Source organism: Photobacterium ganghwense (assembly GCF_017329545.1).
GTDB lineage: Bacteria > Pseudomonadota > Gammaproteobacteria > Enterobacterales > Vibrionaceae > Photobacterium > Photobacterium ganghwense.
Window position 1 is genome coordinate 767,064 of record NZ_CP071325.1, and the last position, 24,589, is coordinate 791,652.

Here is a 24,589-nt window from a genome sequence, read left to right on the forward strand (position 1 = left end):
CAAGGCCGCCTGAACAGGCGCAAGAAGTTACGGGCTGATATGCCATGGCTTTGAATGAACACGCCCGAACAGGAGATAATTTCCGGTCGGGCGTGGGAGGTATCTGTTTATGTCCCTTGGTCTTGCTTTCTCAGCGGCGAAAACGCGCGACATGCCGTTGTAGCAGGACAGATTTGGATCGAAATCCGAACAAGTCAGTGGCTCAGTAAATCGGTCAATGCCTGCGATAAGTGTCGGTGGTGAAATTCAAATCCCAAAGTGGTCAGCTTCATCGGAATCGCGCGTTGCCCTTCCAGCAGGAGTGATGCCGATTCACCCAAGGCCAGTTTAAGGGCAAACGCCGGGGTAAACAGGAAATGCGGCCGGTGCAGGGTACGGGCTAACGTGCGGCTGAAGACCTTATTGGGTATCGGATCCGGCGCGGTCATGTTAAACGGTCCCTGGGCATCCTGAGTGTGGAGCAGAAATGTAATGGCGCGCACCATATCATCCAGGTGAATCCACGGAAAATACTGCTTACCATCGCCAATCGGCCCGCCGAGTCCGAGTCGGTATGGCGGCAGCATTTTGGCCAGTGCACCGCCGTGTTTGGCCAGAACGATCCCGGTTCTGAGCAAGCAAACCCTTGTGGCATCACTTTCGGCTTCACGGGCGATGTTTTCCCATTGCTGACACACGTGGTGGGCAAAATCGTCGGCTGCAACGTGAGCCGGGATGTCAAAATGTTCGTCAATGACGGTATCGTGCTGATCGCCGTAAATGCCCACGGCGGAACCGCTGATAAAAGTATGAGGTGGCTGCGCACTGGCCTGTATTTTTGCGACCAGTTGCCGGGTGATTTGCCAGCGGCTTTCACAGATCAGTGCTTTTTGTCGGGGTGTCCAGCGTTTATTGATGATGGGTTCACCGGCCAGGTTGATGACGGCATCATAACCGTCGAAGGATGCCAGTTGATCCAAATCGCCGATCGCCTGAACATGGCTACCCAATTGTTCACTGGCTCGGGCGGGGTCGCGGCTTAAAACCGTAATGCGGCAATCGCGCAGTTCACTAATCAGTGCCGAGCCAATAAACCCGGTTCCGCCGGTAATGAATATCTTCATGGCATCCTCTCAAACCTCGCCCATAGACTGTCCTCTACAAGTATATCCAAACCAATAGCTTGCGACACTATCTGTCACCGTTCGTTCTCCACATCAGGAATGTGGGTCAGTTCTCGTGACGGCAAAAAAGTTGTGTCAATTTGTAACCGGCGGATTACTGTTAATTGATAGCAGTGTTTTTTGTATGGCTATGTTTAACGCCAGAAAGATCGGTGACCGCGGGCGGTTGGTTCAGGGAGGGGGAATGTCAGCATTGTGGGTGTTAATGAAGTCCCTGCTTGCCAGTTTGCGAGATCTGATGCCGATAGTTCTGGTGGTTGCGTTTTTTCAGCTCGTCGTGTTACAGCAGCCATTGCCGCACCTTGGCTCAATTTTGCTTGGGTTGGGATTTGTGGTCATCGGTCTGACGCTGTTCGTGCTGGGACTCGAAATGGGGCTGTTCCCGATTGGTGAATCGATGGCCAGAGCCTTTGCGAGCAAAGGTAGCCTGGTGTGGCTGATGGTGTTTTCATTTTGTCTGGGATTCGGCACCACGATCGCTGAACCGGCACTGACGGCAGTAGCCTCGGAAGCGGCTAATGTGGCCTCTGAGGCCGGAATCTTACAGGATGGTGCACAGGCCCGGGAAGATTACGCAACCGGACTGAGGCTGACAGTGGCGGTGTCTGTGGGTCTTGCCATCATGCTGGGGGTGATCCGTATCCTTAAAGGCTGGCCGATTCATAGGGTGATTATCGGCGGGTACATTCTGGTGATGATCATGACCTGGTTTGCCCCGCCCAGCATTGTCGGAGTGGCCTATGACTCCGGCGGAGTCACGACGTCGACGATTACCGTGCCGCTGGTGACCGCGCTCGGGGTCGGGTTGGCTTCGTCCATCAAGGGACGCAACCCGATGGTTGACGGGTTTGGCCTGATTGCCTTCGCTTCGCTGACCCCGATGATTTTTGTCATGGCCTATGGCATGTGGGTGCACTAACGGGAGCCGAAGAAAGTCATGACGGAAACCACAGCCCTGAGCATCCACTTCTTTGAAACGCTGCTATCCACCCTGCGGGATGTACTCCCGATTGGCATTATTATTTTTGGTTTTCAGCTGGCGGTATTGCGGCGACCGGTCGCGAACTGGCCGCGGGTGGGGCTGGGTTTTGTGTATGTGATTCTGGGGCTGTCGCTGTTTCTCATGGGATTGGAGCTGGCGTTGTTTCCGCTCGGGGAATCGATGGCCCGGCAACTCACGGCTCTGGATTTTCTGTTTGGTGCCGGGGAGAGTGTGCCCGCGACTGTCCATTGGCAGGATTACTACTGGGTGTACCTGTTTGCCGCTGCCATCGGCTTTAGTACCACAATCGCGGAGCCATCCCTGATTGCCGTTGCGATTAAAGCCAATCAGGTCTCGGGGGACACCATCAGCGTGACCGGTTTGCGAGTGGCCGTGGCATTGGGGGTGTCGCTGGGGATTTCGTTGGGCAGTTACCGGATTGTCGCAGGTGATCCGCTGCATTATTACATCCTGACCGGGTACGTAGTGGTCGTGATCCAGACGCACTTTGCCCCGAAAGCGATTGTGCCGCTGGCTTATGATTCCGGCGGCGTCACAACATCGACCGTGACAGTGCCGATAGTGACGGCGCTGGGGCTGGGACTGGCATCGACCGTTCCGGGGCGCAACCCGATGCTGGACGGGTTTGGGCTGATCGCGTTTGCCAGCTTATTTCCAATGATTACCGTGATGGGCTATGCCCAGTTGTCGCAATGGCACTCTGCAAGGAGACAAAAAGATGCGCTTTAAGCTGTTGATTGCCTTCGTGGAAGACACGAAAACGGACGCCGTGCTGGATGCCGCCCGAAAGGCGGGAGCAACCGGCGCGACGGTGATTAACAATGCCCGTGGTGAAGGGCTGTTCCAGAAGAAAACCTTTCTGGGACTGGGGTTGGATGTACAGCGGGATGTGATCCTGTTTGTGGTGGAGGAGCATCTGGCGCGTACCATACTGGAGACAATCGAAGAGGCGGGCGATTTTGATACCGAATCGGGACAGGGGATCGCCGTTCAGCTGGATGTGGAAGATGCCGTAGGGGTTGCCCACCAGGTGCGGACGTTGACCAAAGTGGTGGAGGAAAAACTATGAGTAATGACAAGGTCGTACGGGTAAGGGATGTCATGATGAACACTTATGCCATGGTTGAAGGGCTGACCACCGTGGCAGAAGCCATCAGGATTGCCAAGCGCCGGCAAATCAAAGCGCTGATTGTCGATAAGCGGCATGAAGATGATGAATACGGCATTGTGCTGATGAATGACATCGCCAAAAAAGTGCTGGCGTTGGATCGCTCACCGGAGCGCACGAATGTGTATGAGATCATGACCAAACCGGCGCTGTCGGTCAGTGCCGATATGGATGTGCGCTATTGTGCCCGCTTGTTCGAACGGTTTGGCATCAGCCGGGCCCCGGTGATCGAAGACGGCGAAATCCGCGGTATGGTCAGTTATAACAATATTGTTCTGAACGGCATGCTGCGGGAAGAGTAGCCGCCGTGACATGACTGGCGTGGCTTGGTGGTGAGTCATGGCATTCCCGGGTGGCAAGGTGTAGGATCTGGCTACCTGTTCCAAAAAAGAAGATACATGGCATGAAACTCTTTTTTGCCTCCGATATTCACGGCTGTGCTGACAGCATGCGTCGTGCCCTGACTGCTTTTGAACAAAGCGGTGCCGAGCATTTTATTTTGCTGGGGGATGTACTGAACCACGGCCCACGTAACCCGTTGCCAGCGGGTTATGCCCCGACCGAAGTGGCTGAGATGCTGAACCAGTACGCAGAGCGTATTACGGCTGTTCGCGGCAATTGCGACAGCGACGTTGATCAAATGCTGCTGGATTTCCCGATGATGGCCGATTACAACCTGGTGTTATTGCCAAATGGCCGTCGGCTGTTTCTGACCCACGGCCACCTATACAACGGCGACAAGCATCCGCGTCTGCGCGACGGCGATGTGATTGTATCCGGGCATACCCATTTGCCGGTTGCGGAGCAACGCGGGGCGCTGTATCTCTTCAACCCTGGCTCCATCACCATTCCTCGTGGTGAGCATCAGGCCAGTTACGGCCTGCTGGAAGATAACACGCTGAAAGTGGTAACGTTCGAAGGCGAGGTGATTTGCCAAGTCGAGCTGCGTTAAGTTCGTCACTCCCTAAACCGAACTAGCCTAATGTACTGTCTTGCGTTGTCTTGCGTTGTCGCGCACAGTTCGCCGCAATGGCGAAGGCCATTCTTGTGAAGAAGGTCAGTGTAGTGAAAATGATGCTTGCGAAGGTGGTACTTGCTGGGGTGATGCGAAAAACGGAAACAGGCTGCTCAGGCTGCCTGTTTGTTTTTGGATAATCCTTGCAAGTTGGCTTAAACCTGTTTGTGGCGCGATATATCTGCTTAGACAGCGCCCCTCAAACCGTGTCTCTCAGAAGATGAGAAGATGCCGCTTTGCAGGGAACCGTTTCAAACAGTGCCGTTTCAAATAGCATTGTTCCAATTAGTGCTAATCATACCGCACCTTTCATTTAACCCGCTTCAGATTGCGCTGCCTTACATCCCCAGTAGCAACTTGAAGCCAATCAGGAACGTCAGTACCTCAAAGCATCGTTTGATCAGCCGGTTACTTTTCTGGGTTGCCAGATGAGCTCCCAGATACCCTCCCAGCAGCGAGCCGGCCAGTAGAACCGGAATCCACGGCCAGTATATCTCGGCCCCTGCCACATACATGGTAACCGCCCCGATTCCATTCCAGAACAATCCGACACTGACCAGTGTCAGGGCGACGGCCTGCTTGTAATCAAAACCGAACCAACGGATCAGAAACAGGGTGACAAATAGCCCTGTGCCCGCAGTCAAGGAGCCATTCAACACCCCAATCGCCGCCAGTCCGATGCCGCCGATCACCATGCCAGCCAGATCCCGGTGGCGTGGCTGGGTGTCCTGCCCGAGAGATGATTTAGTCAGCGAGTAGATCCCCAGCCCGAGAATGAGCACGCCAAGCAGCGCTTCTGCCACTCTGCCCGGGATAAACAGGATCAGGTTGGCACCGGCAATGACCCCGACCATCCCGGCCAGAATGACATAAATCGTTAAGGTCCAGTCGAGCGTGCCGGCCCGCACATGTTTGAGGGCCGCTCCAAGTCCCAGGGCCACGCTGGCAACTTTATGGGTAGCCAGTGCAATGGCAAAAGGTAGCCCGAGAAAGATCAGCAGCGGAAATTGTATGAGTCCGGCCCCGCCGCCGGACAGGGAAGCGAGTGTGTTTGATAAAAGCGAGCCGATAAAAAGGCCCATTGAGCTCAGAAAATCCATCGTGGAAGGTTTCGCCTGCGTCCTGCAAAAACATTCACCTTAGCGGCTTTTACCATCGGAATCTACTACGGCCTCACGCAGGTGACAGGGGGGCATAGTCCGACAGGAGAGCGGAATCGGCAAAACTAAATGTGGCTTAATATTTATGCGTGTGATTGCAAGATTGATGGTTTGAGAGGATCTGGTCAAGGAATTGTTCCCGGATGTTTACATTTTCTGTTGATTCGGGATATCCGAAATATCTGTTCGTATATTTCGAGTTTTTGTTGATCTGAGTGCTTGAACTTTCGATGCATTCGGTTCAATATCGCGCCTCACCTTTTTATATGTGTTACAAATTGTGTCAGGTGCTCATCACCATGTATCAAAATCAGTTTGATGCGCTGTTACCGCCTCAGATGGCGGAACGAGCTGCGGAAATCGGGGTCGGCAAGGCAACCAAAGACCCTGTGAAATCGCTTCTGCTGGCTATTACGGCCGGGATGCATATCGGGATTGCCTTTGTCTTTTATACCGTCGTGACCACTGGTGCCGGTGACATGCCGTGGGGGATGTCGCGGTTCGTGGGCGGGCTGGCTTTTAGTCTGGGGTTGATCCTGGTTGTGATCACCGGTGGAGAGCTGTTTACCAGCTCGGTGCTGACGCTGGTCGCGAGGGCGAGCGGTAAGATTAGCTGGAAAAGCCTGTGGCTCAACTGGGGGGTCGTTTACGTCGGCAACCTGATTGGCGCTCTGCTGCTGGTGGTGATCATGCTGATGACCAAGCAGTACATGTCAGCAAACGGCGAACTGGGGATCAATGCCATGCATATTGCCCAGCATAAGCTGCATCATGATTTCTGGCAGGCCGTTGCGCTGGGCGTTATGTGTAACGTGCTGGTGTGCGTCGCGGTCTGGATGACGTTCAGCGGCCGTACGCTGACTGATAAGATTCTGGTTATGATCCTGCCGGTGGCGATGTTTGTCTCATCTGGTTTTGAGCACTGCATTGCCAACATGTTTCAGGTGCCGATGGCGATTGGTATCAAGCATCTGGCCAGCCCTGAATTCTGGCAAATGACCGGAATGAATCCGGCCGACTTTGCCGATCTGACGTTCAGCAACTTTTTCATTAATAACCTGATCCCAGTGACCATCGGTAACATTATCGGTGGGGGAGTTTTTGTTGGGATGGGTTACTGGATTATTTACCTGCGTGGTCACGACAACTGATGGCGTGATGCTGCGGGTAAACAACCGCGTTCTACATTGCTGACTTACCCTTTGTGAGTCAGATATCTCTTGCTTGTATTGAGTCTAACCTTTGCCGCTGCGGAAACCCCCAGCGGCTTTTTTTGTAACCGGCAGGCTTAGCGACACGGAAAGGGGCGCCTGAAGGTAAAAGCATGCGGCGAGTCGGCATGCTGGCGTAAGTACAGTAAGCGGGATTTGGCTTCCTCGACTGTCGGAATATAGCCGTCCGGCACCCACCACAACACATATGTATCCTCGGCCAGAGGATAAAACCATTCGCTCTTACGCCGCATGAAATCCCGATGGTGTGTCCGGAACATGAAGTCTTTGAGCGCCTCGACGGATTCCCAGACCGACATATTGACGAGCATATCGGGGTCGCTGAATGCCTTAATGGACGTCGCATCACCGGAATCATCTTTAAGTCGCCAGATAAAGCCATCGCTGCGTTCGGCAAGGCGATTAATGGTATCCAAGTTATCGACAAAATCCTTGAGTTCAAGGGAATCCAGCGGATACCGGGCTTTGGCGATATTCAGTTGAGCCAGCTTCATGTTTCCTCCATCTGTCGAAACCGGGTGGGCCAAGGTTATTGTTCAGTTATGGCATGGGGTTGGGGCGATGGTTAGCATTGAGGCGGGCGCACTGCGGAGGAATTGTAAAAGTGAGGAATATCGCAAACTTTTGCGGTTTTCATGGTTGCAGCGTGTAATGTGGTTTTTCTGTTTACTGGCTGATCAAATCTAAAAAGATAGATGTTGTTTTGTGGTGGAAAATAGTGCCGATGAGTGCCGTAGCATAAAAAAACGCCCCGGCATTGGCAGGGGCGTTTCATCATTCAGACTAACCGGCAGTAGGCCGATAGGTACTGTGATTAGGCTTTAGCATCTTCAGCTTGTTTCGCCTGAATCGCTGTCAGTGCAACGGTGTAGACGATGTCGTCAACCAGTGCGCCACGAGACAGGTCGTTTACAGGCTTACGCATGCCTTGCAGCATTGGACCGATAGAAACCAGGTCAGCAGAACGCTGTACCGCTTTGTAAGTGGTGTTACCTGTATTCAGGTCAGGGAATACGAATACTGTCGCTTTACCCGCAACCGGAGAGTTCGGAGCTTTAGAAGCGGCAACGTTTTCCATGATAGCTGCGTCGTACTGCAGAGGACCGTCGATCACCAGGTCAGGACGTTTTTCCTGAGCGATGCGAGTCGCTTCACGTACTTTCTCAACGTCTGCACCCTGACCAGATGTACCTGTAGAGTAAGAGATCATTGCAACGCGAGGCTCGATACCGAACGCTTTTGCAGAGTCAGCAGACTGGATAGCGATTTCCGCCAGTTGCTCAGACGTTGGATCCGGGTTGATCGCACAGTCACCGTAAACCAGAACCTGGTCAGGCAGTAGCATGAAGAACACAGAAGACACCAGAGATGCACCCGGTGCCGTTTTGATCAGCTGTAGCGGTGGACGGATAGTGTTTGCCGTCGTGTGAACCGCACCAGATACCAGACCGTCAACTTCGTCACGCTCAAGCATCATAGTACCCAGTACCACTGTGTCTTGCAGTTGCTCACGCGCAACTACTTCAGTCATACCTTTGTTCTTACGCAGCTCAACCAGACGTGCTACGTATTGCTCACGTACCACTTCAGGGTCGATGATTTCAACGCCAGCACCCAGAACAACGCCTTGTTGTTCTGCAACACGCTTGATTTCAGCCGGGTTACCCAGCAGCACACATTCCGCGATACCGCGTTCAGCACAGATAGCTGCTGCTTTAACGGTACGTGGCTCGTCACCTTCAGGCAGTACAACGCGCTTAGCCGCTGCACGGGCAAATTCAGTCAGCTGGTAACGGAATGCTGGTGGGCTCAGGCGACGCTCGCGAGTTGAACCTTCAGACAGAGATTCAATCCACTGGCCGTCGATGTGGCTAGCCATGTATTCGTTAATCAGTTCAACGCGCTCTTTGTCGTCTGCTGGTACTTCCAGGCTGAAGCTCTGCAGGTTCAGAGATGTCTGCCAAGTGTTACCTTGTGCTGTCATCACTGGCAGGCCAGTGTCAAATGCACGCTTACACAGATCCATCACAGCTTTAGGCAGTTCATAGCCGCCAGTCAGCAGCAGGGCACCGATTTCCACGCCGTTCATCGCTGCCAGACACGCTGCCACGATAACGTCAGGACGGTCTGCTGAAGTTACCAGCAGAGAGCCTGGGCGGAAGTGCTCAACCATGTTCGGGATAGAGCGTGCACAGAACGTGATGCTCTTGATGCGGCGAGTTTTGATTTCACCCGGGTTAACGATTTCAGCGTTCAGGTGCTTCGCGATGTCAGTGGCACGCGTAGCGATCAGCTCAGCACTCCAAGGCGCACAACCCAGTACGCGGATTGGGCTGGAGTTGAACACCTGCATCACTTCTACGTGAGAAGGTACAGTTGCTTCTGCATCATCAAAAATTTCAGACAGATCAGGACGAGTACGGCCTTCAGCGTCAACCGGTGCGTTCAGTTTGTTAACGATAACACCAGCGATTTGCTTGTTCTTGATGCCGCCGAAGTTAGAGCATGCAACTTCGATACGCTCTTTCAGCTGAGAAGGATTGTCAGTACCTGGTGCAACAACGAACACGATTTCCGCGTCCAGTGTCTTTGCCATTTCGAAGTTGATTTGGTTCGCGAACGGATGCTTGCGAGTTGGAACCAGACCTTCGATCAGGGTAACTTCAGCACCGGCAGTCGCTTCTTTGAAACGAGCAACGATGTCTTCCAGCAGCACGTCGCTCTGATCGTTACGGATCAGCTCTTCAGCGCTAGCCATTGAGAACGGCTCAGCCACTTTCATGTCGCTGTTTGCAGTGATGATAGTGGTTGTCAGATCTGGCTGCTCACCGCCGTGACGAGGCTGCGCGATAGGCTTGAAGAAAGAAACGCGAACACCTTTGCGTTCCATGGCACGAAGCACACCCAGGCTAACGCTGGTCAGACCAACTCCGGCGCCAACCGGAACAAGCATGATAGTACGGGACACTATAGATTCCTCAACTATTCAGGAAACAACTGTGCTGTTCAATAACGATGAATCACCGGTATTGGACAGCACCTCAAAAAGCGGATAACTCAGTCTGTGGCACGTTGCCGGGGCAGACTGGTTATGTGAAAACGGCCGGCCCAGGCCAGCCGTCTTCAGACTCATGTCGCGGATTAGATGTCAGCCAGACGAGCTGTATCTTCAGCGATAACAAGTTCTTCGTTAGTAGAAACAACCATTGCAGGAACACGGCTGTTTGCAGTAGTGATCACACCTTCACCACCGAAGCGAGCTTTCAGGTTAGCTTCGCTGTCTACTTCTACACCCAGAATAGCCAGACGGTTCAGAACCATCTCACGGATTGGTGCAGAGTTTTCACCGATACCACCGGTGAAAGTGATTGCGTCCAGACGGCCATCCAGAGTTGCAGTGTAACCAGCAACGTATTTCGCCAGACGGTGGCAGAACACGTCCATTGCACGCGTTGCTTCTTCTTTCTGACCGTAGTTGTCTTCAACAAAACGGCAGTCAGAAGTCACTTCAGTCAGACCCAGCAGGCCAGACTCTTTAGTCAGCATCGTGTTGATTTTCTCAACAGAGTAGCCCAGTGTGTCGTGCAGGTGGAAGATGATTGCAGGGTCGATGTCACCACAACGAGTACCCATTACCAGACCTTCAAGCGGAGTCAGACCCATAGATGTATCTACAGACTTACCGTTCTTGATTGCACAAACAGACGCACCGTTACCCAGGTGGCAGTTGATGATGTTCAGTTCTTCTTCTGGCTTGTTCAGCAGTTTCGCAGTTTCGCGAGTGATGAACAGGTGAGATGTACCGTGCATGCCGTAACGACGGATACCGTGCTCTTTGTACAGGTTGTATGGCAGTGCGTACAGGTACGATTCTTCTGGCATAGTCTGGTGGAACGCAGTGTCAAATACCGCTACGTTCTTCAGGCTTGGGAAAGATTTTTGTGCCGCTTTGATACCGATGATGTGCGCTGGGTTGTGCAGCGGAGCCAGAGTAGAACACTCTTCGATACCTTTCAGTACGTCTTCACAGATCAATACTGACTGAGTGAACTTCTCGCCACCGTGTACTACGCGGTGACCGATAGCTTTCAGGTTTTCTGCTAGTTCAGGCTTAGATGCAAGGATAGTATCTACCATGAATGCCAGCGCTTCTTCGTGCGCAGCGCCTTCGCCCAGTTGTGCTTCGTGCTTACCGTCAAGTTTCCACTTGATACGAGCTTCAGGAAGGTGCAGACATTCTGCAAGACCTGTCAGGTGCTCTTCACCAGATACCGCGTCAACAACAGCGAACTTTAGAGAAGAACTACCGCAGTTAAGTACTAAAACCAGCTTAGACATGAGTGACTACCTATAATCTGTCTGAAAGTTGATATTCAACCGTATAAAAATTACCCATAGGATAGACGACTTTTCGATAGTCGGTCTCATCAGGGTCAAAATCGAGTTATGTCCGTATTATGTAGGAAGCGTGTAAATCAGCTCCTGGGGCCATCCATGGGGGTGCCTCTAGTTGCCAGAACAGAGATTACAGGCAACAATGAAAAGTAGGCGTGCCTAGGATAGCGATTGTTACGCAATATAACAAAAAGATTTTTAGAAAAATTTAATTTGAATCAAGTTTGTTATCCGTACAGTTTAAGTTTTACTGTTTTTTTTGAAGTTTGGTGATTTATGAGTCAACAAAATTCTATCTGGCGGGCGTTTCGCCATGGTCAGGATTACATGGCGGTCTGGCCGATACGCAAAGAGCTGGCCATCCTGTTTCCGGAGCAGCGTTACATCAAGGCAACCCGTTTTGCGATGCGGGTAATGCCGGCTGTTGCGGTAATGAGTGTGTTGAGTCAGATGGCCTTCAATAACTATCAGGCCCTGCCGCAGGCCATTGCGGTGGCTTTGTTTGCTCTGAGTATGCCATTGCAGGGGCTGTGGTGGCTGGGTAAGCGCAGCCGGACGGTGTTGCCGCCTTCTTTAGCTGGCTGGTATCGCGAAATTTACGACAAAATTGTCAGCGAGGGGTATGCATTGCAGCCGCCTAAATCTCAGCCGCGTTATCTCGAACTGGCTCAGGTGCTCGATCGCGCGTTTAAGCAGCTCGACAAAGGGGCCCTTGAACGCTGGTTTTGAGCGCCGGTTTTTGACGTGCCGACAGGGTTGGCACTGAGAGAGCCATATAAAACAGACAGGCCCAATAAAAAAAGTAGCCGCTTGGCTACTTTTTTTGGACGAGCTTTTGATGAATCAGGCGCTGTACTGGCTGCCTTATTCTTCAGTTTCGTCAAGGTCGGAAACGACTTTCTTCTTGCGAACACCTGGTTTTGCCAGGATCTCAACATAACAAGACGTTAGAGCCAGAGCTTCGGCTTCGTCCAGATTTTTGTTGATTTCTTTGACATGAATAACCTTTGCTTCCTGCTCGGTATGGCCGAAACGGCAGTCAAAATCCCAGTAGTCAACGCCTTCCGGCAAGCGTTTGTTGCGCTCACGCTTCAGGTATTTTTTGATCTCATACTTTACGGCTTCTACAACACGTGGAACCGCTTTCTTCGGGTGAGTTAAAGCAAATGTCTTTTTCATCGTATTCCTAAAATAAAAGGCCCGGACCATGCCGGGCTCAGTCAGTATTTTACTTTAATTCTGCCGCCGTCGCGAATACCGCGTGCGTACCGAGTGCTTTGGGGCTCTTAGCTCAGCAGCAAACTGTCGTCGGCCAGCTCTTCCCCACGCACTTTGCTGAACATTTCTAGCAGGTGTTTCACGTCCATATTGGCCCGCTCTTCACCTTCCACATCGAGAACAATTTGTCCCTGATGCAGCATCACCGTGCGATCGCCGTAGGCCAGGGCATCTTTCATCGAGTGGGTGACCATCATGACGGTGAGGTCGAATTCTTCCACCACCTTTTTGGTCAGCGCCAGGACGAAAGCAGCCATGCGCGGATCCAGCGCAGCGGTGTGCTCGTCGAGCAGCAGCAGTTTACTGTCGGCCAGTGTGGCCATCACCAGACTGACCGCCTGACGTTGGCCACCGGACAGCAGCCCGATGCTGTCGCCGAGGCGATCTTCCAGACCCAGCCCAAGAATGCTGATTCGTTCCTGGAACAACTTACGGCGCTTGGAGGACAAAGCCAGCTTCCAGCTGCGCTTTCCGCCCCGCTTGTAGGCTAGCGCCATGTTTTCTTCGATGGTCAGGGCCCCACAGGTCCCGGCCAGCGGGTCCTGAAATACCCGGGCGGCATACTGGGCGCGTTCATGCACCGACTGACGGGTTACGTCGATGTTGTTGATCAGCACTTGACCGCCAACCATCGGGGTTTCACCGCTGACGGCACCCAGCAGGGTTGACTTGCCCGCACCGTTGGAGCCAATGACCGTCACAAATTGTTTTTCCGGGACGGTCAGGTTGACGCCTTTCAGGGCCTGATTTTCCAGAATGGTGCCTTCATTGAAGGTCACGCGAATATCGTTTAGCTCAATCATGGTACATCCTTATCCCACTCAGGCCATTTTCTTAGCGGCGACGGAAGACTTCTTTTTTCCGCCACGTTTCAACTGGGTTTTCATGCGAGGTGCGATAAGAGCAACCGCTACCAGCAGAGCCGTGATCAGGTTGAGATCCGACGCCTGCAGGCCGAACATGCCGCTACTCAGGGCAAAGGCAACCGCCAGACGGTACAGGATTGACCCCAGAATCACGGCGACAACCGCGACCCAGATTTTGCGTCCCGGAATCAGGGTTTGCCCCAGGATCACCGCCGCCAGACCAACCACAATGGTGCCGACCCCAGATGTGACGTCAGCAAAGCTGTTAGTCTGGGCAAACAGGGCACCGGAGAAACCCACCAGGCCATTGGACAGTGCCAGACCGAAGTAGGTGTACAGTGCGGTGTTACCGCCCTGAGCACGCACCATGCGGCTGTTGACCCCGGTCGCGCGCAGACCCAGACCGAAATCACTGGCTAGCAAGCGGGTGATGAACCAGCCACTGAGTATCACCAGCAGCAGCACAACCACAAGACGGAATACGCTACCGTCCATGCCGGCATCAAACGCCAGCGTTTCAAACGGAGTGAAAATGGTATCTTCACCCAGCAGCGCGATGTTAGGGCGACCCATGATACGGATGTTGATCGAAAAGGCGGCGATCATGGTCAGGATACTCGCCAGCAAATGGAGGATCCCGCAGCGCACGGCGAGAAATGCCGTCACCAGGCCACACAGACCACCGGCCATAATAGCCAGCAGGGTCGCAACCCAAGGGTTGACACCGGCCACAATTGCAGTTGCGGCAACGGCGGCCCCCATAGGGAAACTGCCATCCACGGTCAGATCCGGAAAATCCAATACGCGGAAAGTAAGGTAGACCCCGAGCGCCACCAGGCCGTAAACCAGCCCGATTTCCAGGGTGCCGAGAAAGGCAAAGAAAGACATCCCAATTCTCCTTGTCTTTTGTCTTGCAGGGAATGGCGTGTAACGAAGCCGGCAAACCTAACACTGTCAGATAGCAGGGGAGACAGACAGCGCCCGGGAGCGCTGCCACGTGTCCTAGCCTCTTGTCCTGACGGTGAATGGGTCAGGACACCAGCCGTGTGATATCACGGCTGTGTCATGTCATGGTGAAAGGTCACTCAGTGCCGGACTGCGTCGGTCACGCAAAATGGTTTATTTCGCAACTGACGTCGCACGTTCCAGGACTGACGCCGGGAAGGTGATGCCCAGTTTGTCTGCCGCTTTTTGGTTTAGCGCTAAGTCGGAGCCACGCGCCACTTTGACCGGTAACTCAGACACTTTTTTACCTTTAAGGATAGCGTCAACGTAGTCGGCGGTCTGGATGCCTACCTGGTAGTAGTCAAAGCCCAGTGCTGCCAGCGCACCGCTCTCAATGTAGGTGGTCGATGCCCCAATAACCGGGGTATTGTTTTGGTTACCCGCATTGACCAGACCATCAATAGCACTGGCGACGGTGTTGTCGGTTGGCGCGTAAATCACGTCAGCTTTGGCGGCAACAATCTGTGCGGCAGCCTGAACATCGGCGCTCTTTAGTGCCGTGCCTTCTACGACCATCAGCCCACGTTCTTTTGCCGCGTTACGAAGCAGTTCGACCAGTGCTACGGCATTGGCTTCACCCGGGTTGAAGATCACGCCCACGCTCTTCATGCCAGGCAGCAGCTCCTGCATCAGCTCAATATGCTGGGCGACCGGAGACAGGTCAGACAGGCCAGTCACGTTGCGGTTGGGTTTATCCGGGTTGCTGACCAGCTTCGCGCCGACCGGGTCGGTTACGGCAGTAAAGACGATAGGAATAGAGCGGGTCGACGCCGCCAGCGCCTGAGCCGTTGGTGTTGCAATACCGACCAGAACATCCGGATTTTCACCAACAAACTGTTTGGCGATCTGAACGGCAATGGCCGGATTACCTTGAGCAGTCTGATACGTAAACTCCAGGTTTTCCCCTTCGACGTAGCCTTTTTGCTTCAGGCCATCAAGCAGACCGTTACGGGCCGCATCCAATGCCGGGTGCTCTACAATCTGAGAGACAGCGACTTTGGCCACATCAGCGAGGACTGCCGGTGAAGACAGTGCCAGTGACGCTGCCACTGCGGCAGCAGTAAGTAGTTGTTTGCTCTTGAATACCATATCTGAACACGCTCCCTGTAGTAATAGTACTGAGGTCTGACAGCGCTAAATCAGCAATCGGAGGTTGACTGCGCAGCTGTCTGGGGTCGATTCGCATCCGGTGCGAATCCCTCTTGGCATAAAGTTTTAGCGCAACGGGCTATAAAAGAACATAAGAATTTTAACAATGTTGCAACATGGTGATAGTGGTTCGTGCTGGCAGGTGGTGGATTGGGCAGGGGATTACATGGTGATACTGAGGGTATCCATATTAGTGTAAGGTTTATTGTATTAAAAATAGCCTTGCATTCTTATTTGGTATTTTTATTGGTGGCACAGGAATTGTGCGCCAAAGCAGTGTTTCTGCTAGAGGATGACAGGGCAATACACCGCGCTAACCGGGTGGATATTTCGTCATACCATTAATTACAGATACAGCATAATTGGCTGCAAAAGGCAGGCTACCCAGGCTACCGGCGCATTCTCTGGTGGGATTCTCCCTCTTCTGGCCGAATGAAATCGTTCAGACCAGAAGGGGGAATCAGTATGTTACGTCAGGATGAGGCGTCAGGTTGAAGGGCCAAACCGGTATGGCTCAGGAACACCGTTTTCAGTACAGGCACTCACCCATTATTAATTTATGAGAACGTATTGAACTGAGGAAACGTATTGACCACAGATAACGCGTTAACCCCTCATTGCGAATTAGGCGAATAGCACTGTAATGACTGGTTGCGGCTGTGGATTGTCTTCATCGCTGCCATCATTTTGACCTCATCCACGTAACCCGGCGGCAGAGGCATGACCGTGAACGTGTAGTCTGGCGCGCCTTCTGCCAGTGGCGATTCCGTAGTGACTGGCGTGACCATCATGACCTTCAGATTCGGGTTACGTGCCAGAATGCGTGATGCGGTGCCCAGCCCTTCGGCCACATGGAAACGTCCAGCGGTATGGATGATTTGGGTGCCGGGATGGCGGGTGAGGTAGTTCACCATGCTTTCTGCCATTGTGTCATCCCACGCGGTTTGCGCGGCAAACTGGCGGCTGGTCTTGGCCTCATCGCCGTGGTGCATTGAGGCATTGAAGGTTTGGCGGTAGGCATCATCGTTCAGGGTCAGAGACTGTGCGACCCACTGGCGTTCCTCTGCCGGTAGCAGGGAGAGATAGGCGGGGCCTTGCTGGCCGATGCAGCGCACGATGCTTTTCGGAGCATTCGCCGCGATCACATCCAGCTGATGGGTTTTGGCGAATTCCACTAACGGACGATAATCACTTTCGTAGTTGGGCCAGGCATTGCCCTCGTTCATCAGGGTTTTCTCGCCGATTTTGCCTGCCAGGTATTGATCAACCACGGCTTGTTTGTCGCGGGTGAACTGCTCCATCGACAGGGCCAGTTTCGGCTTCTGGCTATACAGGGCCGCCATTAATTGCGCTTGCATCAGATGCGATGCTGGGTGGCCGTGCCATTCCCCCACCAGAACAATATCGGCGTCGCGCAACGCCGATGTCAGCGCTGACAATGTCATCGGGGAGCCATCCGGGGACTGGATGGTGAAGTCGTACATGGTCGGGGCTGGGGTAAAGGCGGTGTCCGGCTCAGATTGAGCGGCACAACCGGCCAGCAGTCCGGCCAGACCAAGTGAAAGCCATTTTTTCATGAGAAATAATCACACTGGTTAGCAACACTTAACAGGGTTAAGTGTATGAGAAATCCGAAAATCTGGCGTGAGATATTAGATGAGTTGATAGTGGTTATCAAATGTTATTGATAACCACTATCAATTGATGGCGTTTATTGTGGTTGCAAATTGCGGCTGTTCAGCGACAAAGGGAAGCAACTGACGGTTAGGTTTCTGGCTGAGACTTCGACAGGCATTCTGGCGCGTTATCTTCGTTTCGGCGGTACACCCGAATCGCAAAATCGGCTTCACAGTCAAACGTCTCACTGTCAGCCAGTTGTTGCCAGACTGCTTCGCTGGTTTTCCAGGCAAACGGTGTCATTTGCATCAGTGCCGTTGCTTCTGCTCCGCTCAATGTCAGGGTGTAATGGAGCTGGGTATCGTCAATCAGGGAGAAGCCGTCAAGGGTTTCCGGTGTCATATCATGCAGACGGACGTCGTTATAAATCAGCTCTTTGAGCTGGTACAAATGACGTGCGGCCGGTGTGACCGTGACCAGAATACCGGCCGGGCGGATGGTTCGTTTCAGCTCTTCCGGCTTGCAGGGTGCATAAATGCGGATCACCCCATCCAGCGACTGATCGGCAAATGGCAGGCGGTGGCTGGAAGCCACGCAAAAGTGGCATTGCTTGTAGCGTTTTGCTGCATAACGCACGGCTACCTTCGAGATGTCGAGGCCATGAACTGTCAGTGACGGAGAATGCGTATGGTTTTGTGTCAGACCGTCAGCAAAGCCGGACGTGTAGTAACCCTCACCACAACCAATATCCAGCAGTTGCTCCGCCTCTTCCGGTAGCAGGGTCGCCAGTTTTTCCACCACCTTAGCCCGCAGCGGATCATAATGACCGGCTTCCAGAAATGCGCGGCGTGCCTGCATCATTTCTTTGTTATCACCCGGATTTTTCGAGCTTTTGTGATGAACCGGCATGAGGTTGACATACCCTTCTTTGGCCTCATCAAACTGGTGGTTGTTGGCACATTTCCAGGTTTTGTCTTGCTGGCTGAGTGGCTGGTGGCAGAGAGGGCATTGGTACGGCATGGGATCACACGGTCAGTTGAATTTGCGGGCATTGTAAACGTCTGCTCCGGCAAGCTGCAAGTAAACCGAGTGCGCCCGACCGTCTTGCTGGTGCAACAGGCTTTCTGGGCGCCACCATCGAGGTAGGCAACGCCAATGCTTTATTGCACTAAATTAGGGCGTACGTAATGTTCGGAAACAGGGCTCAGGAAGGCGGTTGAGCGTCAATGGCCGAAAATTCCACAAGTGAAAAAAATATTATTTTGTAAAGTTTTTGTGTGCCACCTAAGTTAATTAAGACAAGTCTGTTTTATGTCAGCGAGGATTTTATTGACAACAGGTTGTATCTGACTAACAAAGATAGGATATCTACAGATGAAAAAAAAATCGCTATAGCAGTGGCATGCTCTTTTTCAACCACGGTCGTTTCAGCCGCAACGGTATATCAGGACGATGAAACCACCTTTAATGTCGGCGGTCGAGTGGAGGTCAGGGCTAACTTTTCTGATGCCAACAAAACATCCGACAACAGCAGTAGTTATCAGGATGAATCCCGAGTTCGACTCAGTGTCGATGGTCGGCAGGCGGTATCAAGCAATTTGTCCTTTTTCGGCAAGTATGAATTTGAGTTAAAAGAAGCGGAAGATGGCTCAAGCGATGACGTTAAAATTAATACCCGTCATTTATACGCAGGGGTTGAGACCAGCCGGGGGAACTTATACTACGGTCACCAGACGAATGCGGTCACGTATTTGACCGATTGGACTGACGTGGCGGAAACATTTGGTGGCTACATCAATGAATATACCGTCGCGACAGCGGACCGGGCGAAAAATGTCCTGCGCTATGAGCTCATGACGGATTATGGCTTGACCTTCCAGATAGATGGCAACTTCAATTCCGATAGCGACAGTGCAAAAAGCGACGGCTATGGCGCGGTACTTGCCTACAGTCTGCCGGTCGGGCTTGAGCTGGGTGTCGGCTATGCTTCCAGTGATGAAACATACGGGAATGGCTCCGACACCGACCGCTCAGATGCTATTTTCGCTGGTGCGAAATACACCAATGATCTCGGTCTTTGGCTAGCGGGCTTGTACCAAGGGGGAAGTATTTCATCGTTAGGTATTCAAGACTCTGATTACAATGCGGCTGACTTTTACCTGGGCTACTTCTTTGGTGACAACAACGTCAACATGACATACAGCTATTTCTCGGCCGATGATATTGACGCTCTGGATATCAATTTCATTGGCGTTGAATATGCGCGCTATATCGGCGGTGTCACTCTGTTTGGCAGCTACAAGTTCAACCTGCTGGATGAAGGAGAGGGTGGCGTCGGGGATAACGACGAAGACGAACTCATGCTCGGGCTGCGTTACGCATTTTAAGCGTACCTTTTACCCAATACTGTTACTTACCCAACACTGTTACGCCTATTCATCCGCTAAGTCTGTGGGCGGCTGAAGTAGCAAAAAGCCTAGGAAAGCTTTCCTAGGCTTTTGGGTCAGAACAGCCACGGGTGGGTGATGACGTGGCAACACAAACTGGTTGGGATCAGCCTCTGGCCTTGTACTCGGCTTTATCCAGATTGTGTTTTTTCATTCGTAAGTACAGCTTTTTGCGTGGAATCTGCAGATAGTTGGACACATCGTTGATCCGTCCTGCAAACAGGTACAGCGCATCTTCAATCACCTGTTTTTCGTAATTGTCGACCAGATCGTCCAGTGGGCTGCTCATGTGCTCGATCGGTTTGGTGCGATCCTGCCCCGCCAGTTTCACGATACCGATAGCGTATAGCTCTGCCACGTTTTTCAGCTCCAGCACGTTGCCGTTCCACTCATGCCGGTTCAGGGTATTGATATACGCCTTGTCGAGCGTTGGCATCGGTTTGTGCAGTTTCTGGCAGCTGAGCTTGAGGAAATGCTTAAACAGCGGCGCAATATCACACACCCGCTGACGCATTGGCGGCATCTGGAAGCGTACCTGGCTTAGGAAGTAAAACAGCTCCGGCAGCAGGTTGTCATGCTCGACCAGGCTTTCCGGATTCGGTCCGGTGACGGCCAGTACCCGGACTTCTTTTTTGTTCAGACGCTCCTGCTCCAGCAGGAAGCGGCACAGCCATTGCTGTGTTTCCTGCGGCATAGCCTGCGGTTCACTCAGGCTGAGGCTGCCGCCGCGGGCGGAAATCATTGCACGCTGCAGATCTGCGGTACAGGTTATCGCCGAGCCCTGCACCGTAACATACGGGCCGTCACACACCATACTGTGGCGGTGCAGCAGGCGGGTCACGGTATGGCGACCGGTGCCGTTTTCGCCTTCGACCAGAACGTCCCGGCTGGTGAGGGCGATCTGTGCCACTTTCTCCCGCAGCTTGATCATCAGCGGGCTGTCACCCAGCAGTTCAGCGCTGGTGGTCTGGGCCATCGCCCGGCGTTGCTCAATTTTGGACTTGCGCAGTGGCAGGTGTTTATCGAGCAAGGCGAGCAGCTCGGCTGGTTGCAGCGGTTTTTGCAGAAAGTCGATGGCTCCGCGTTTGAGGGCATCGACAGCCATTGGAATATCCCCATGACCGGTGATCATGATCACCGGCAGCTCAGGATCCAGTGCTTTGACTTTCTCCATCAGCTCCATCCCACTCATACCGGGCATGTACATATCGGTCACCACGACACCCGGCCAGTCCTTATTCAGCAAAGGCGTGACTTGTGTCGGGTCGGTAATGGCTTTCACGGTGTAGCCGGACATTTCCAGCAGTTGCTGGTACGACTCAAGTACATCCTGATCATCATCAATGATTAAGATTTCGGTTTCGTTATTCATTGTCATAATGTTTTAACTCCAACACGACCATGGCCCCGCCGGACAGGTTAGACGCGAGAAAAATATCCCCGTCCAGGCGGTGCATGATGGATCGGCAGATACTCAGGCCAAGGCCCAGTCCCACCTCTTTTGTAGTAGTAAATGGAATAAAGAGCTTTTCTATAATTTCAGCGGAGAATCCCTGTCCGCTGTCGGTAACGGCCAGCCGACACCGGCCGTTTTCAATGCCAAGCGGCAAAATGTCAATCTGGCGTTGTTCACAACCGGCCACGGCATCGCAGCTGTTGACCAGCAAGTTGACCAGCACCTGCTCGAACTGAACTTGATCGGCCAGTCCGGCCAGTGGAGTGCTGATCCGGTTGATAATTGTGGTTTGCTGCTGACGGGTCCGGCTGTCCACAATCATCATGGCCTGCGCGATCGAGTCCTGAACATTGACCGGTTTGAGCGGGCTGTCGGCCGGCTGTTTCTTAGAGAAACTTTTCAGGCTCGAGATCATCTGTCCCATGCGGGAGGTCAGGTTATCTATCTTGTCGAGGCTTTGCGGTAGTTTGTCCAACCGCTCTTTTTCCAGCGCCAGCTTGGCGGTAAACAGATGGGTGGAAATAGCCGACAACGGTTGATTCAACTCATGGGCGAGGGAGGTCATGGTCTGGCCGACCACCGCCATTTTCGCTGCCTGGATCAGTTCATTCTGGGTGGACCGCAGATCGGCTTCGACCCGTTTCCGGTCTTCCACCTCGGCTTTCAGCTGGCGGTTACGGCTGGTCAGTGAGCGGGTTTTTTCCCGCACCATTTTTTCCAGCCAGCGGGCGGCATTTTCCTGCTCGGTAATGTCGGTCATGGTGATAATGACCTTGTCCGTTGGTCCCTGTTCAAACAGGCGGAAATCAAGCCGCAGGTACAGGGCGCTGCCTTCGTCATGCGGGTGTTTGATGGTCAGGTTGCAGCCACGGTTATTCAGCAGCGGGCTGTTGTCGGCGAACAGCGACTGCAGCCGGAACTGCATGGTCGGGCTGAACAACTCCCACAGGAATTTATTCTGGGGCTCGCTCACTTCGTCAAACAGGCTGAGCGCGCTGGAGTTGACGGACTCAATGGTGCCGCTCAGGTCGCAGGTAATGATACTGGCCTGAGTGTTGTTGATGAGGTTCAGGGCATTGCTTTGCTGCATTTCCTGCATCTGACGGCAGAACTGGCGCAGATTATCGCCCAGCAGGCCGATTTCGTCATTGCCGCTGACCTGAATCTGGGCATTGTGCTGGTTGCTGGCAACGGCATAGAGATCCTGCGACAACAGGTTGAGGCGTTTCACGATGCCTTGGCCGACCAGATAAACCGATACCATCACCGACAAAAACAGCGTGATGAACATCATTCCGAACAGGATGAAATTACTGATGGTGATGGATTGCCGGGTTTTCTCATTCAGCTGGTTCAGCAGGGCATCTTCGGTTTCCACCATGGTCAGGATCAGGGCTTCCAGATCGCTCAGCTGATGCTGAATTTTGGCTTGGTAGCGGGTGATCTGGCGTGACAGGTCTGTATCCCGGATTAGCTGGGCCTCCAGAATTCCGCCCGGTTGCACCAGCGAAATCATCTCCTGCAGGAGCTGCCGGTATGAGGCTGTCGACGCGTAGTGGCTGAGCTGCTGGCTCATCTTGCTGACTTCCTCGGTTTTATAACCGATGAAGTAGAACGCATTGTTGATGTCGCGATCCTGACGCTGGCGGATGATCTCCTGCACCAACTGGTGAAGCTCATTCTCTTTGACGGTAATGGCCTGGATCAGGGAGAACTCCGTCATCACATCGTTCAGCGCGCTGCTGCTGATCGCGTTCGGCAGCATCCGGGTAAGCTGCCACTCCACTTCCTGACGGATCGGGGTCAGCTCATCAATCAGATCCTGATGCAGCCACTTGATGTTGTTTTCGGTTTGCGCCAGCACCAACTGGTGGGTGTTGCGCTCGTACAGCAGATCCGCATAAAACTGGATATCTTGTTGCAGCGCCTGATAAGCATGGCGGATATCTGAATGCATATCCAACCCGGCGGTCTGCGTGATCGCCCCGTTGATCCGGCCGAGTTTATCAATGATGTTCTGCTTTAAATCGGCATGCAGGACGGTGTCGGTGTTATTGCCAAGCTGGTTCAGGGCCGCCTGCAGACCCGCGGTATTGCGCTCCAGCTGATAACTGGCACGCAGGGTCGGCAGGTTTTTCTCCACCATGGCCTGAATCTGGTCGTCAAAGCTCTCCCAGTTAACAATTGCAATCAGGCTGACGGCGATTGTCAGAAATGCCATAAACCAGATGGATACAATCAGGCGGTTTCCTATGGTGTTACGCTTTTTCATCGTGCACCTGCCTGTGTTCTTTCGAGGCGATTAACTGTTCGCAGATGGCTATCGCCTGATCCAGCTGGCTGGTCATCAGCTGGCGCCACTGGTTGATATGGTGGAGGGTGCTGATGTCCTGACGGTTCAGGCTGAGGGCCTCCAGCAAAATCGGGTCTTCGGCCTGACTTTCGGTGATCGGCGGGGTTGAAGCTAGTTTGACGGCCAGATTGAGCTGGCGGGTTTCCGCCATGGTCAGTAGCGGCAGCGAGCGGACTTCATGAATCAGCTGCCAGGCTTGATTAAGACGCAACAGTTGCTGATTGACGATTTGCTCAAACAGCAGCTTGATCAAAATGGTTCGCTGCTGCATTTGCGTCAGGTTAATAGGGGTAATATCCAGCGGCTGGCTCAGAGTCTGGTTCAGGGCGTATTTGTTCAGGGTGTCCTGAGCCAGTTTTTTCTGGACTTCTTCTGACAGCAGAAACCTGATCAGCGCCACGCTGTGCAGCGCCTGATTGGTATTGCGGACTGCCGCAACATAGCCGGGCAGCAGCGGGCTGTGCGGTTGGTAGGTAAAGCCAATATACGGAAAATGCTTCTGGCGGGAGAAGGCGTGACTGTCGATGGTCAGGCCGATCCCGGCCAGCCCGCGGGTAATGCTGTCACTGACCCCGTAACTGCGGGCCGAAACGGCGGCCAGGTTACCGCCTATCTGCAGTATGATCTGCCAGCCGCGCTTCCAGCCGTAGCGCTGGAGCAGGTTTTCGACCATAACATGCGTGGTGCCGGAGCGGGCCGGGCTGCTCATCACCAGATGACGGAAATACTCCGGAGCGGTGAGATCTTCCCAGCGTTCCGGGCGGGTCAGGTGGTGTTTATCGAGATAATCCTGATTCCACATCAACCCGAGCCCGGAATAACCGAAAATCACCACATTGTTGATGGTGTGCTGCATAAACCGTTGTTGCTGGGAGGTCGAATCAAAGTTCAGGGTTTCCAGCGGCAGCAAGCGCTGTTGCTCTTCCAGCGTGGAGAACAGAGACAGCGATGAAGACAGGACAACGTCGATGTCGTGATTGTCCTGATTTAATAGGTGCAGGCCGGAGGTTTCCCGGCGGTGCAGGACACTGAAACTGACATCGGGGTAATACTGCTGAAAAGCGTCGAGAACCGGCTGCAGTGACTCACGGGTAAAGGTCGTGAGAATGATCAGCTGGTTGGTCGGTTGTGCCCAACTCGATGCCGAGAGAAAGACAAAGACAAACAGCAGTAATCTCATCATAAAACGGGCAGCCGCTCCGGGAGGTGGCAGACAGACGAATATCCCTGTTTTCATCGTGTATCGGCGCAGCGCGTGGCTGGTTGTCAACGCTTATTGCAG

At 53.2% G+C, this 24,589-nt stretch carries 22 protein-coding genes; 8 read left to right on the forward strand and 14 right to left on the reverse strand.

Annotated features, from left to right (window positions below):
• Positions 1–194: 194 nt before the first annotated feature.
• Entirely contained in the window at positions 195–1,103 is a 909-nt protein-coding gene (locus tag FH974_RS03885) for a TIGR01777 family oxidoreductase (RefSeq protein ID WP_047887423.1), read from the reverse strand.
• Between the two features lie 244 nt (positions 1,104–1,347).
• On the opposite strand from FH974_RS03885, the gene FH974_RS03890 reads away from it, so the two are divergent.
• The 5 genes from FH974_RS03890 (at position 1,348) to yfcE (ending at position 4,286) form a co-directional block, all read left to right on the forward strand.
• Complete coding sequence (locus FH974_RS03890; protein ID WP_047887422.1) at positions 1,348–2,082, forward strand: DUF1538 domain-containing protein; 735 nt, start codon at positions 1,348–1,350, stop codon at positions 2,080–2,082.
• 18 nt (positions 2,083–2,100) lie between these two features.
• Positions 2,101–2,895 carry a DUF1538 domain-containing protein gene (locus tag FH974_RS03895; protein ID WP_047887421.1) on the forward strand — a complete coding sequence of 265 codons (795 nt, stop codon included), beginning with the start codon at positions 2,101–2,103 and terminating at the stop codon, positions 2,893–2,895.
• Entirely contained in the window at positions 2,885–3,235 is a 351-nt protein-coding gene (locus FH974_RS03900) for a P-II family nitrogen regulator (RefSeq protein ID WP_047887420.1), read from the forward strand. The genes FH974_RS03895 and FH974_RS03900 overlap by 11 nt, the downstream gene beginning before the upstream one ends.
• Positions 3,232–3,636, forward strand: a complete 405-nt coding sequence (locus FH974_RS03905) for a CBS domain-containing protein (RefSeq protein WP_047887419.1) — start codon at positions 3,232–3,234, stop codon at positions 3,634–3,636. Before FH974_RS03900 ends, FH974_RS03905 begins: the two co-directional genes overlap by 4 nt.
• A gap of 101 nt (positions 3,637–3,737) precedes the next feature.
• Positions 3,738–4,286 (forward strand): phosphodiesterase, encoded by a 549-nt coding sequence (gene yfcE / locus FH974_RS03910; protein WP_047887418.1) that lies wholly within the window; start codon positions 3,738–3,740, stop codon positions 4,284–4,286.
• Between the two features lie 401 nt (positions 4,287–4,687).
• Here the strand turns inward: yfcE and FH974_RS03915 are convergent, their stop codons facing one another.
• Positions 4,688–5,449, reverse strand: coding sequence for a sulfite exporter TauE/SafE family protein (locus FH974_RS03915; RefSeq protein WP_047887417.1), 762 nt, complete (start codon positions 5,447–5,449; stop codon positions 4,688–4,690).
• Between the two features lie 359 nt (positions 5,450–5,808).
• On the opposite strand from FH974_RS03915, the gene focA reads away from it, so the two are divergent.
• Positions 5,809–6,660 (forward strand): formate transporter FocA, encoded by an 852-nt coding sequence (gene focA, locus FH974_RS03920; protein ID WP_047887433.1) that lies wholly within the window; start codon positions 5,809–5,811, stop codon positions 6,658–6,660.
• 137 nt (positions 6,661–6,797) lie between these two features.
• Here the strand turns inward: focA and FH974_RS03925 are convergent, their stop codons facing one another.
• The 3 genes from FH974_RS03925 to FH974_RS03935 all read right to left on the reverse strand — a co-directional run bounded on the left by FH974_RS03925 (position 6,798) and on the right by FH974_RS03935 (position 11,079).
• A complete protein-coding gene (locus FH974_RS03925) occupies positions 6,798–7,235 on the reverse strand; it encodes a DUF3291 domain-containing protein (RefSeq protein WP_047887416.1) in 438 nt (145 codons plus the stop codon).
• Between the two features lie 320 nt (positions 7,236–7,555).
• Positions 7,556–9,709, reverse strand: coding sequence for a phosphate acetyltransferase (gene pta, locus FH974_RS03930; RefSeq protein WP_047887414.1), 2,154 nt, complete (start codon positions 9,707–9,709; stop codon positions 7,556–7,558).
• A gap of 173 nt (positions 9,710–9,882) precedes the next feature.
• The gene (locus tag FH974_RS03935) at positions 9,883–11,079 is read right to left on the reverse strand and encodes an acetate kinase (protein ID WP_047887413.1); all 1,197 of its coding nucleotides are present in this window, start codon (positions 11,077–11,079) and stop codon (positions 9,883–9,885) included.
• A 333-nt stretch (positions 11,080–11,412) separates the two neighbouring features.
• On the opposite strand from FH974_RS03935, the gene yfbV reads away from it, so the two are divergent.
• Positions 11,413–11,865 (forward strand): terminus macrodomain insulation protein YfbV, encoded by a 453-nt coding sequence (gene yfbV, locus FH974_RS03940; protein ID WP_047887412.1) that lies wholly within the window; start codon positions 11,413–11,415, stop codon positions 11,863–11,865.
• Between the two features lie 135 nt (positions 11,866–12,000).
• Here yfbV and FH974_RS03945 read toward each other — a convergent pair whose 3' ends face one another.
• From FH974_RS03945 to rlmA, 6 genes are all read right to left on the reverse strand, one after another.
• The gene (locus FH974_RS03945; RefSeq protein WP_047887411.1) at positions 12,001–12,315 is read right to left on the reverse strand and encodes a DUF6172 family protein; all 315 of its coding nucleotides are present in this window, start codon (positions 12,313–12,315) and stop codon (positions 12,001–12,003) included.
• 107 nt (positions 12,316–12,422) lie between these two features.
• Complete coding sequence (locus tag FH974_RS03950) at positions 12,423–13,217, reverse strand: ABC transporter ATP-binding protein (RefSeq protein ID WP_047887410.1); 795 nt, start codon at positions 13,215–13,217, stop codon at positions 12,423–12,425.
• Between the two features lie 18 nt (positions 13,218–13,235).
• Positions 13,236–14,168 (reverse strand): ABC transporter permease, encoded by a 933-nt coding sequence (locus FH974_RS03955; RefSeq protein ID WP_047887409.1) that lies wholly within the window; start codon positions 14,166–14,168, stop codon positions 13,236–13,238.
• A gap of 231 nt (positions 14,169–14,399) precedes the next feature.
• Complete coding sequence (locus tag FH974_RS03960; RefSeq protein ID WP_047887408.1) at positions 14,400–15,374, reverse strand: ABC transporter substrate-binding protein; 975 nt, start codon at positions 15,372–15,374, stop codon at positions 14,400–14,402.
• Between the two features lie 674 nt (positions 15,375–16,048).
• Positions 16,049–17,011, reverse strand: coding sequence for a ChaN family lipoprotein (locus tag FH974_RS03965; protein ID WP_047887407.1), 963 nt, complete (start codon positions 17,009–17,011; stop codon positions 16,049–16,051).
• Between the two features lie 187 nt (positions 17,012–17,198).
• Positions 17,199–18,071 carry a 23S rRNA (guanine(745)-N(1))-methyltransferase gene (gene rlmA, locus FH974_RS03970; protein WP_047887406.1) on the reverse strand — a complete coding sequence of 291 codons (873 nt, stop codon included), beginning with the start codon at positions 18,069–18,071 and terminating at the stop codon, positions 17,199–17,201.
• Between the two features lie 377 nt (positions 18,072–18,448).
• Between rlmA and FH974_RS03975 the strand changes: the two genes are divergently transcribed.
• Positions 18,449–19,438, forward strand: a complete 990-nt coding sequence (locus FH974_RS03975) for a porin (protein WP_242551849.1) — start codon at positions 18,449–18,451, stop codon at positions 19,436–19,438.
• 166 nt (positions 19,439–19,604) lie between these two features.
• Here FH974_RS03975 and FH974_RS03980 read toward each other — a convergent pair whose 3' ends face one another.
• From FH974_RS03980 to FH974_RS03990, 3 genes are read right to left on the reverse strand one after another with little or no spacing between them, the layout of a single operon-like run.
• Positions 19,605–20,876, reverse strand: a complete 1,272-nt coding sequence (locus tag FH974_RS03980; protein WP_047887404.1) for a sigma-54-dependent transcriptional regulator — start codon at positions 20,874–20,876, stop codon at positions 19,605–19,607.
• Complete coding sequence (locus tag FH974_RS03985) at positions 20,863–23,226, reverse strand: ATP-binding protein (RefSeq protein ID WP_047887403.1); 2,364 nt, start codon at positions 23,224–23,226, stop codon at positions 20,863–20,865. The genes FH974_RS03980 and FH974_RS03985 overlap by 14 nt, the downstream gene beginning before the upstream one ends.
• On the reverse strand, positions 23,213–24,490 hold the full coding sequence (locus tag FH974_RS03990) for an ABC transporter substrate-binding protein (RefSeq protein WP_047887402.1): 1,278 nt from the start codon (positions 24,488–24,490) through the stop codon (positions 23,213–23,215). Before FH974_RS03990 ends, FH974_RS03985 begins: the two co-directional genes overlap by 14 nt.
• Positions 24,491–24,589 lie beyond the last annotated feature (99 nt).

Coding starts and splice junctions, on each gene's coding strand:
- FH974_RS03885 (WP_047887423.1), bottom strand. CDS start 1,103: ATGAAGATATTCATTACCGGCGGAACCGGGTTTATTGGCTCGGCACTG.
- FH974_RS03890 (WP_047887422.1), top strand. CDS start 1,348: ATGTCAGCATTGTGGGTGTTAATGAAGTCCCTGCTTGCCAGTTTGCGA.
- FH974_RS03895 (WP_047887421.1), top strand. CDS start 2,101: ATGACGGAAACCACAGCCCTGAGCATCCACTTCTTTGAAACGCTGCTA.
- FH974_RS03900 (WP_047887420.1), top strand. CDS start 2,885: ATGCGCTTTAAGCTGTTGATTGCCTTCGTGGAAGACACGAAAACGGAC.
- FH974_RS03905 (WP_047887419.1), top strand. CDS start 3,232: ATGAGTAATGACAAGGTCGTACGGGTAAGGGATGTCATGATGAACACT.
- yfcE (WP_047887418.1), top strand. CDS start 3,738: ATGAAACTCTTTTTTGCCTCCGATATTCACGGCTGTGCTGACAGCATG.
- FH974_RS03915 (WP_047887417.1), bottom strand. CDS start 5,449: ATGGATTTTCTGAGCTCAATGGGCCTTTTTATCGGCTCGCTTTTATCA.
- focA (WP_047887433.1), top strand. CDS start 5,809: ATGTATCAAAATCAGTTTGATGCGCTGTTACCGCCTCAGATGGCGGAA.
- FH974_RS03925 (WP_047887416.1), bottom strand. CDS start 7,235: ATGAAGCTGGCTCAACTGAATATCGCCAAAGCCCGGTATCCGCTGGAT.
- FH974_RS03935 (WP_047887413.1), bottom strand. CDS start 11,079: ATGTCTAAGCTGGTTTTAGTACTTAACTGCGGTAGTTCTTCTCTAAAG.
- yfbV (WP_047887412.1), top strand. CDS start 11,413: ATGAGTCAACAAAATTCTATCTGGCGGGCGTTTCGCCATGGTCAGGAT.
- FH974_RS03945 (WP_047887411.1), bottom strand. CDS start 12,315: ATGAAAAAGACATTTGCTTTAACTCACCCGAAGAAAGCGGTTCCACGT.
- FH974_RS03950 (WP_047887410.1), bottom strand. CDS start 13,217: ATGATTGAGCTAAACGATATTCGCGTGACCTTCAATGAAGGCACCATT.
- FH974_RS03955 (WP_047887409.1), bottom strand. CDS start 14,168: ATGTCTTTCTTTGCCTTTCTCGGCACCCTGGAAATCGGGCTGGTTTAC.
- FH974_RS03960 (WP_047887408.1), bottom strand. CDS start 15,374: ATGGTATTCAAGAGCAAACAACTACTTACTGCTGCCGCAGTGGCAGCG.
- FH974_RS03965 (WP_047887407.1), bottom strand. CDS start 17,011: ATGAAAAAATGGCTTTCACTTGGTCTGGCCGGACTGCTGGCCGGTTGT.
- rlmA (WP_047887406.1), bottom strand. CDS start 18,071: ATGCCGTACCAATGCCCTCTCTGCCACCAGCCACTCAGCCAGCAAGAC.
- FH974_RS03980 (WP_047887404.1), bottom strand. CDS start 20,876: ATGACAATGAATAACGAAACCGAAATCTTAATCATTGATGATGATCAG.
- FH974_RS03985 (WP_047887403.1), bottom strand. CDS start 23,226: ATGAAAAAGCGTAACACCATAGGAAACCGCCTGATTGTATCCATCTGG.
- FH974_RS03990 (WP_047887402.1), bottom strand. CDS start 24,490: ATGATGAGATTACTGCTGTTTGTCTTTGTCTTTCTCTCGGCATCGAGT.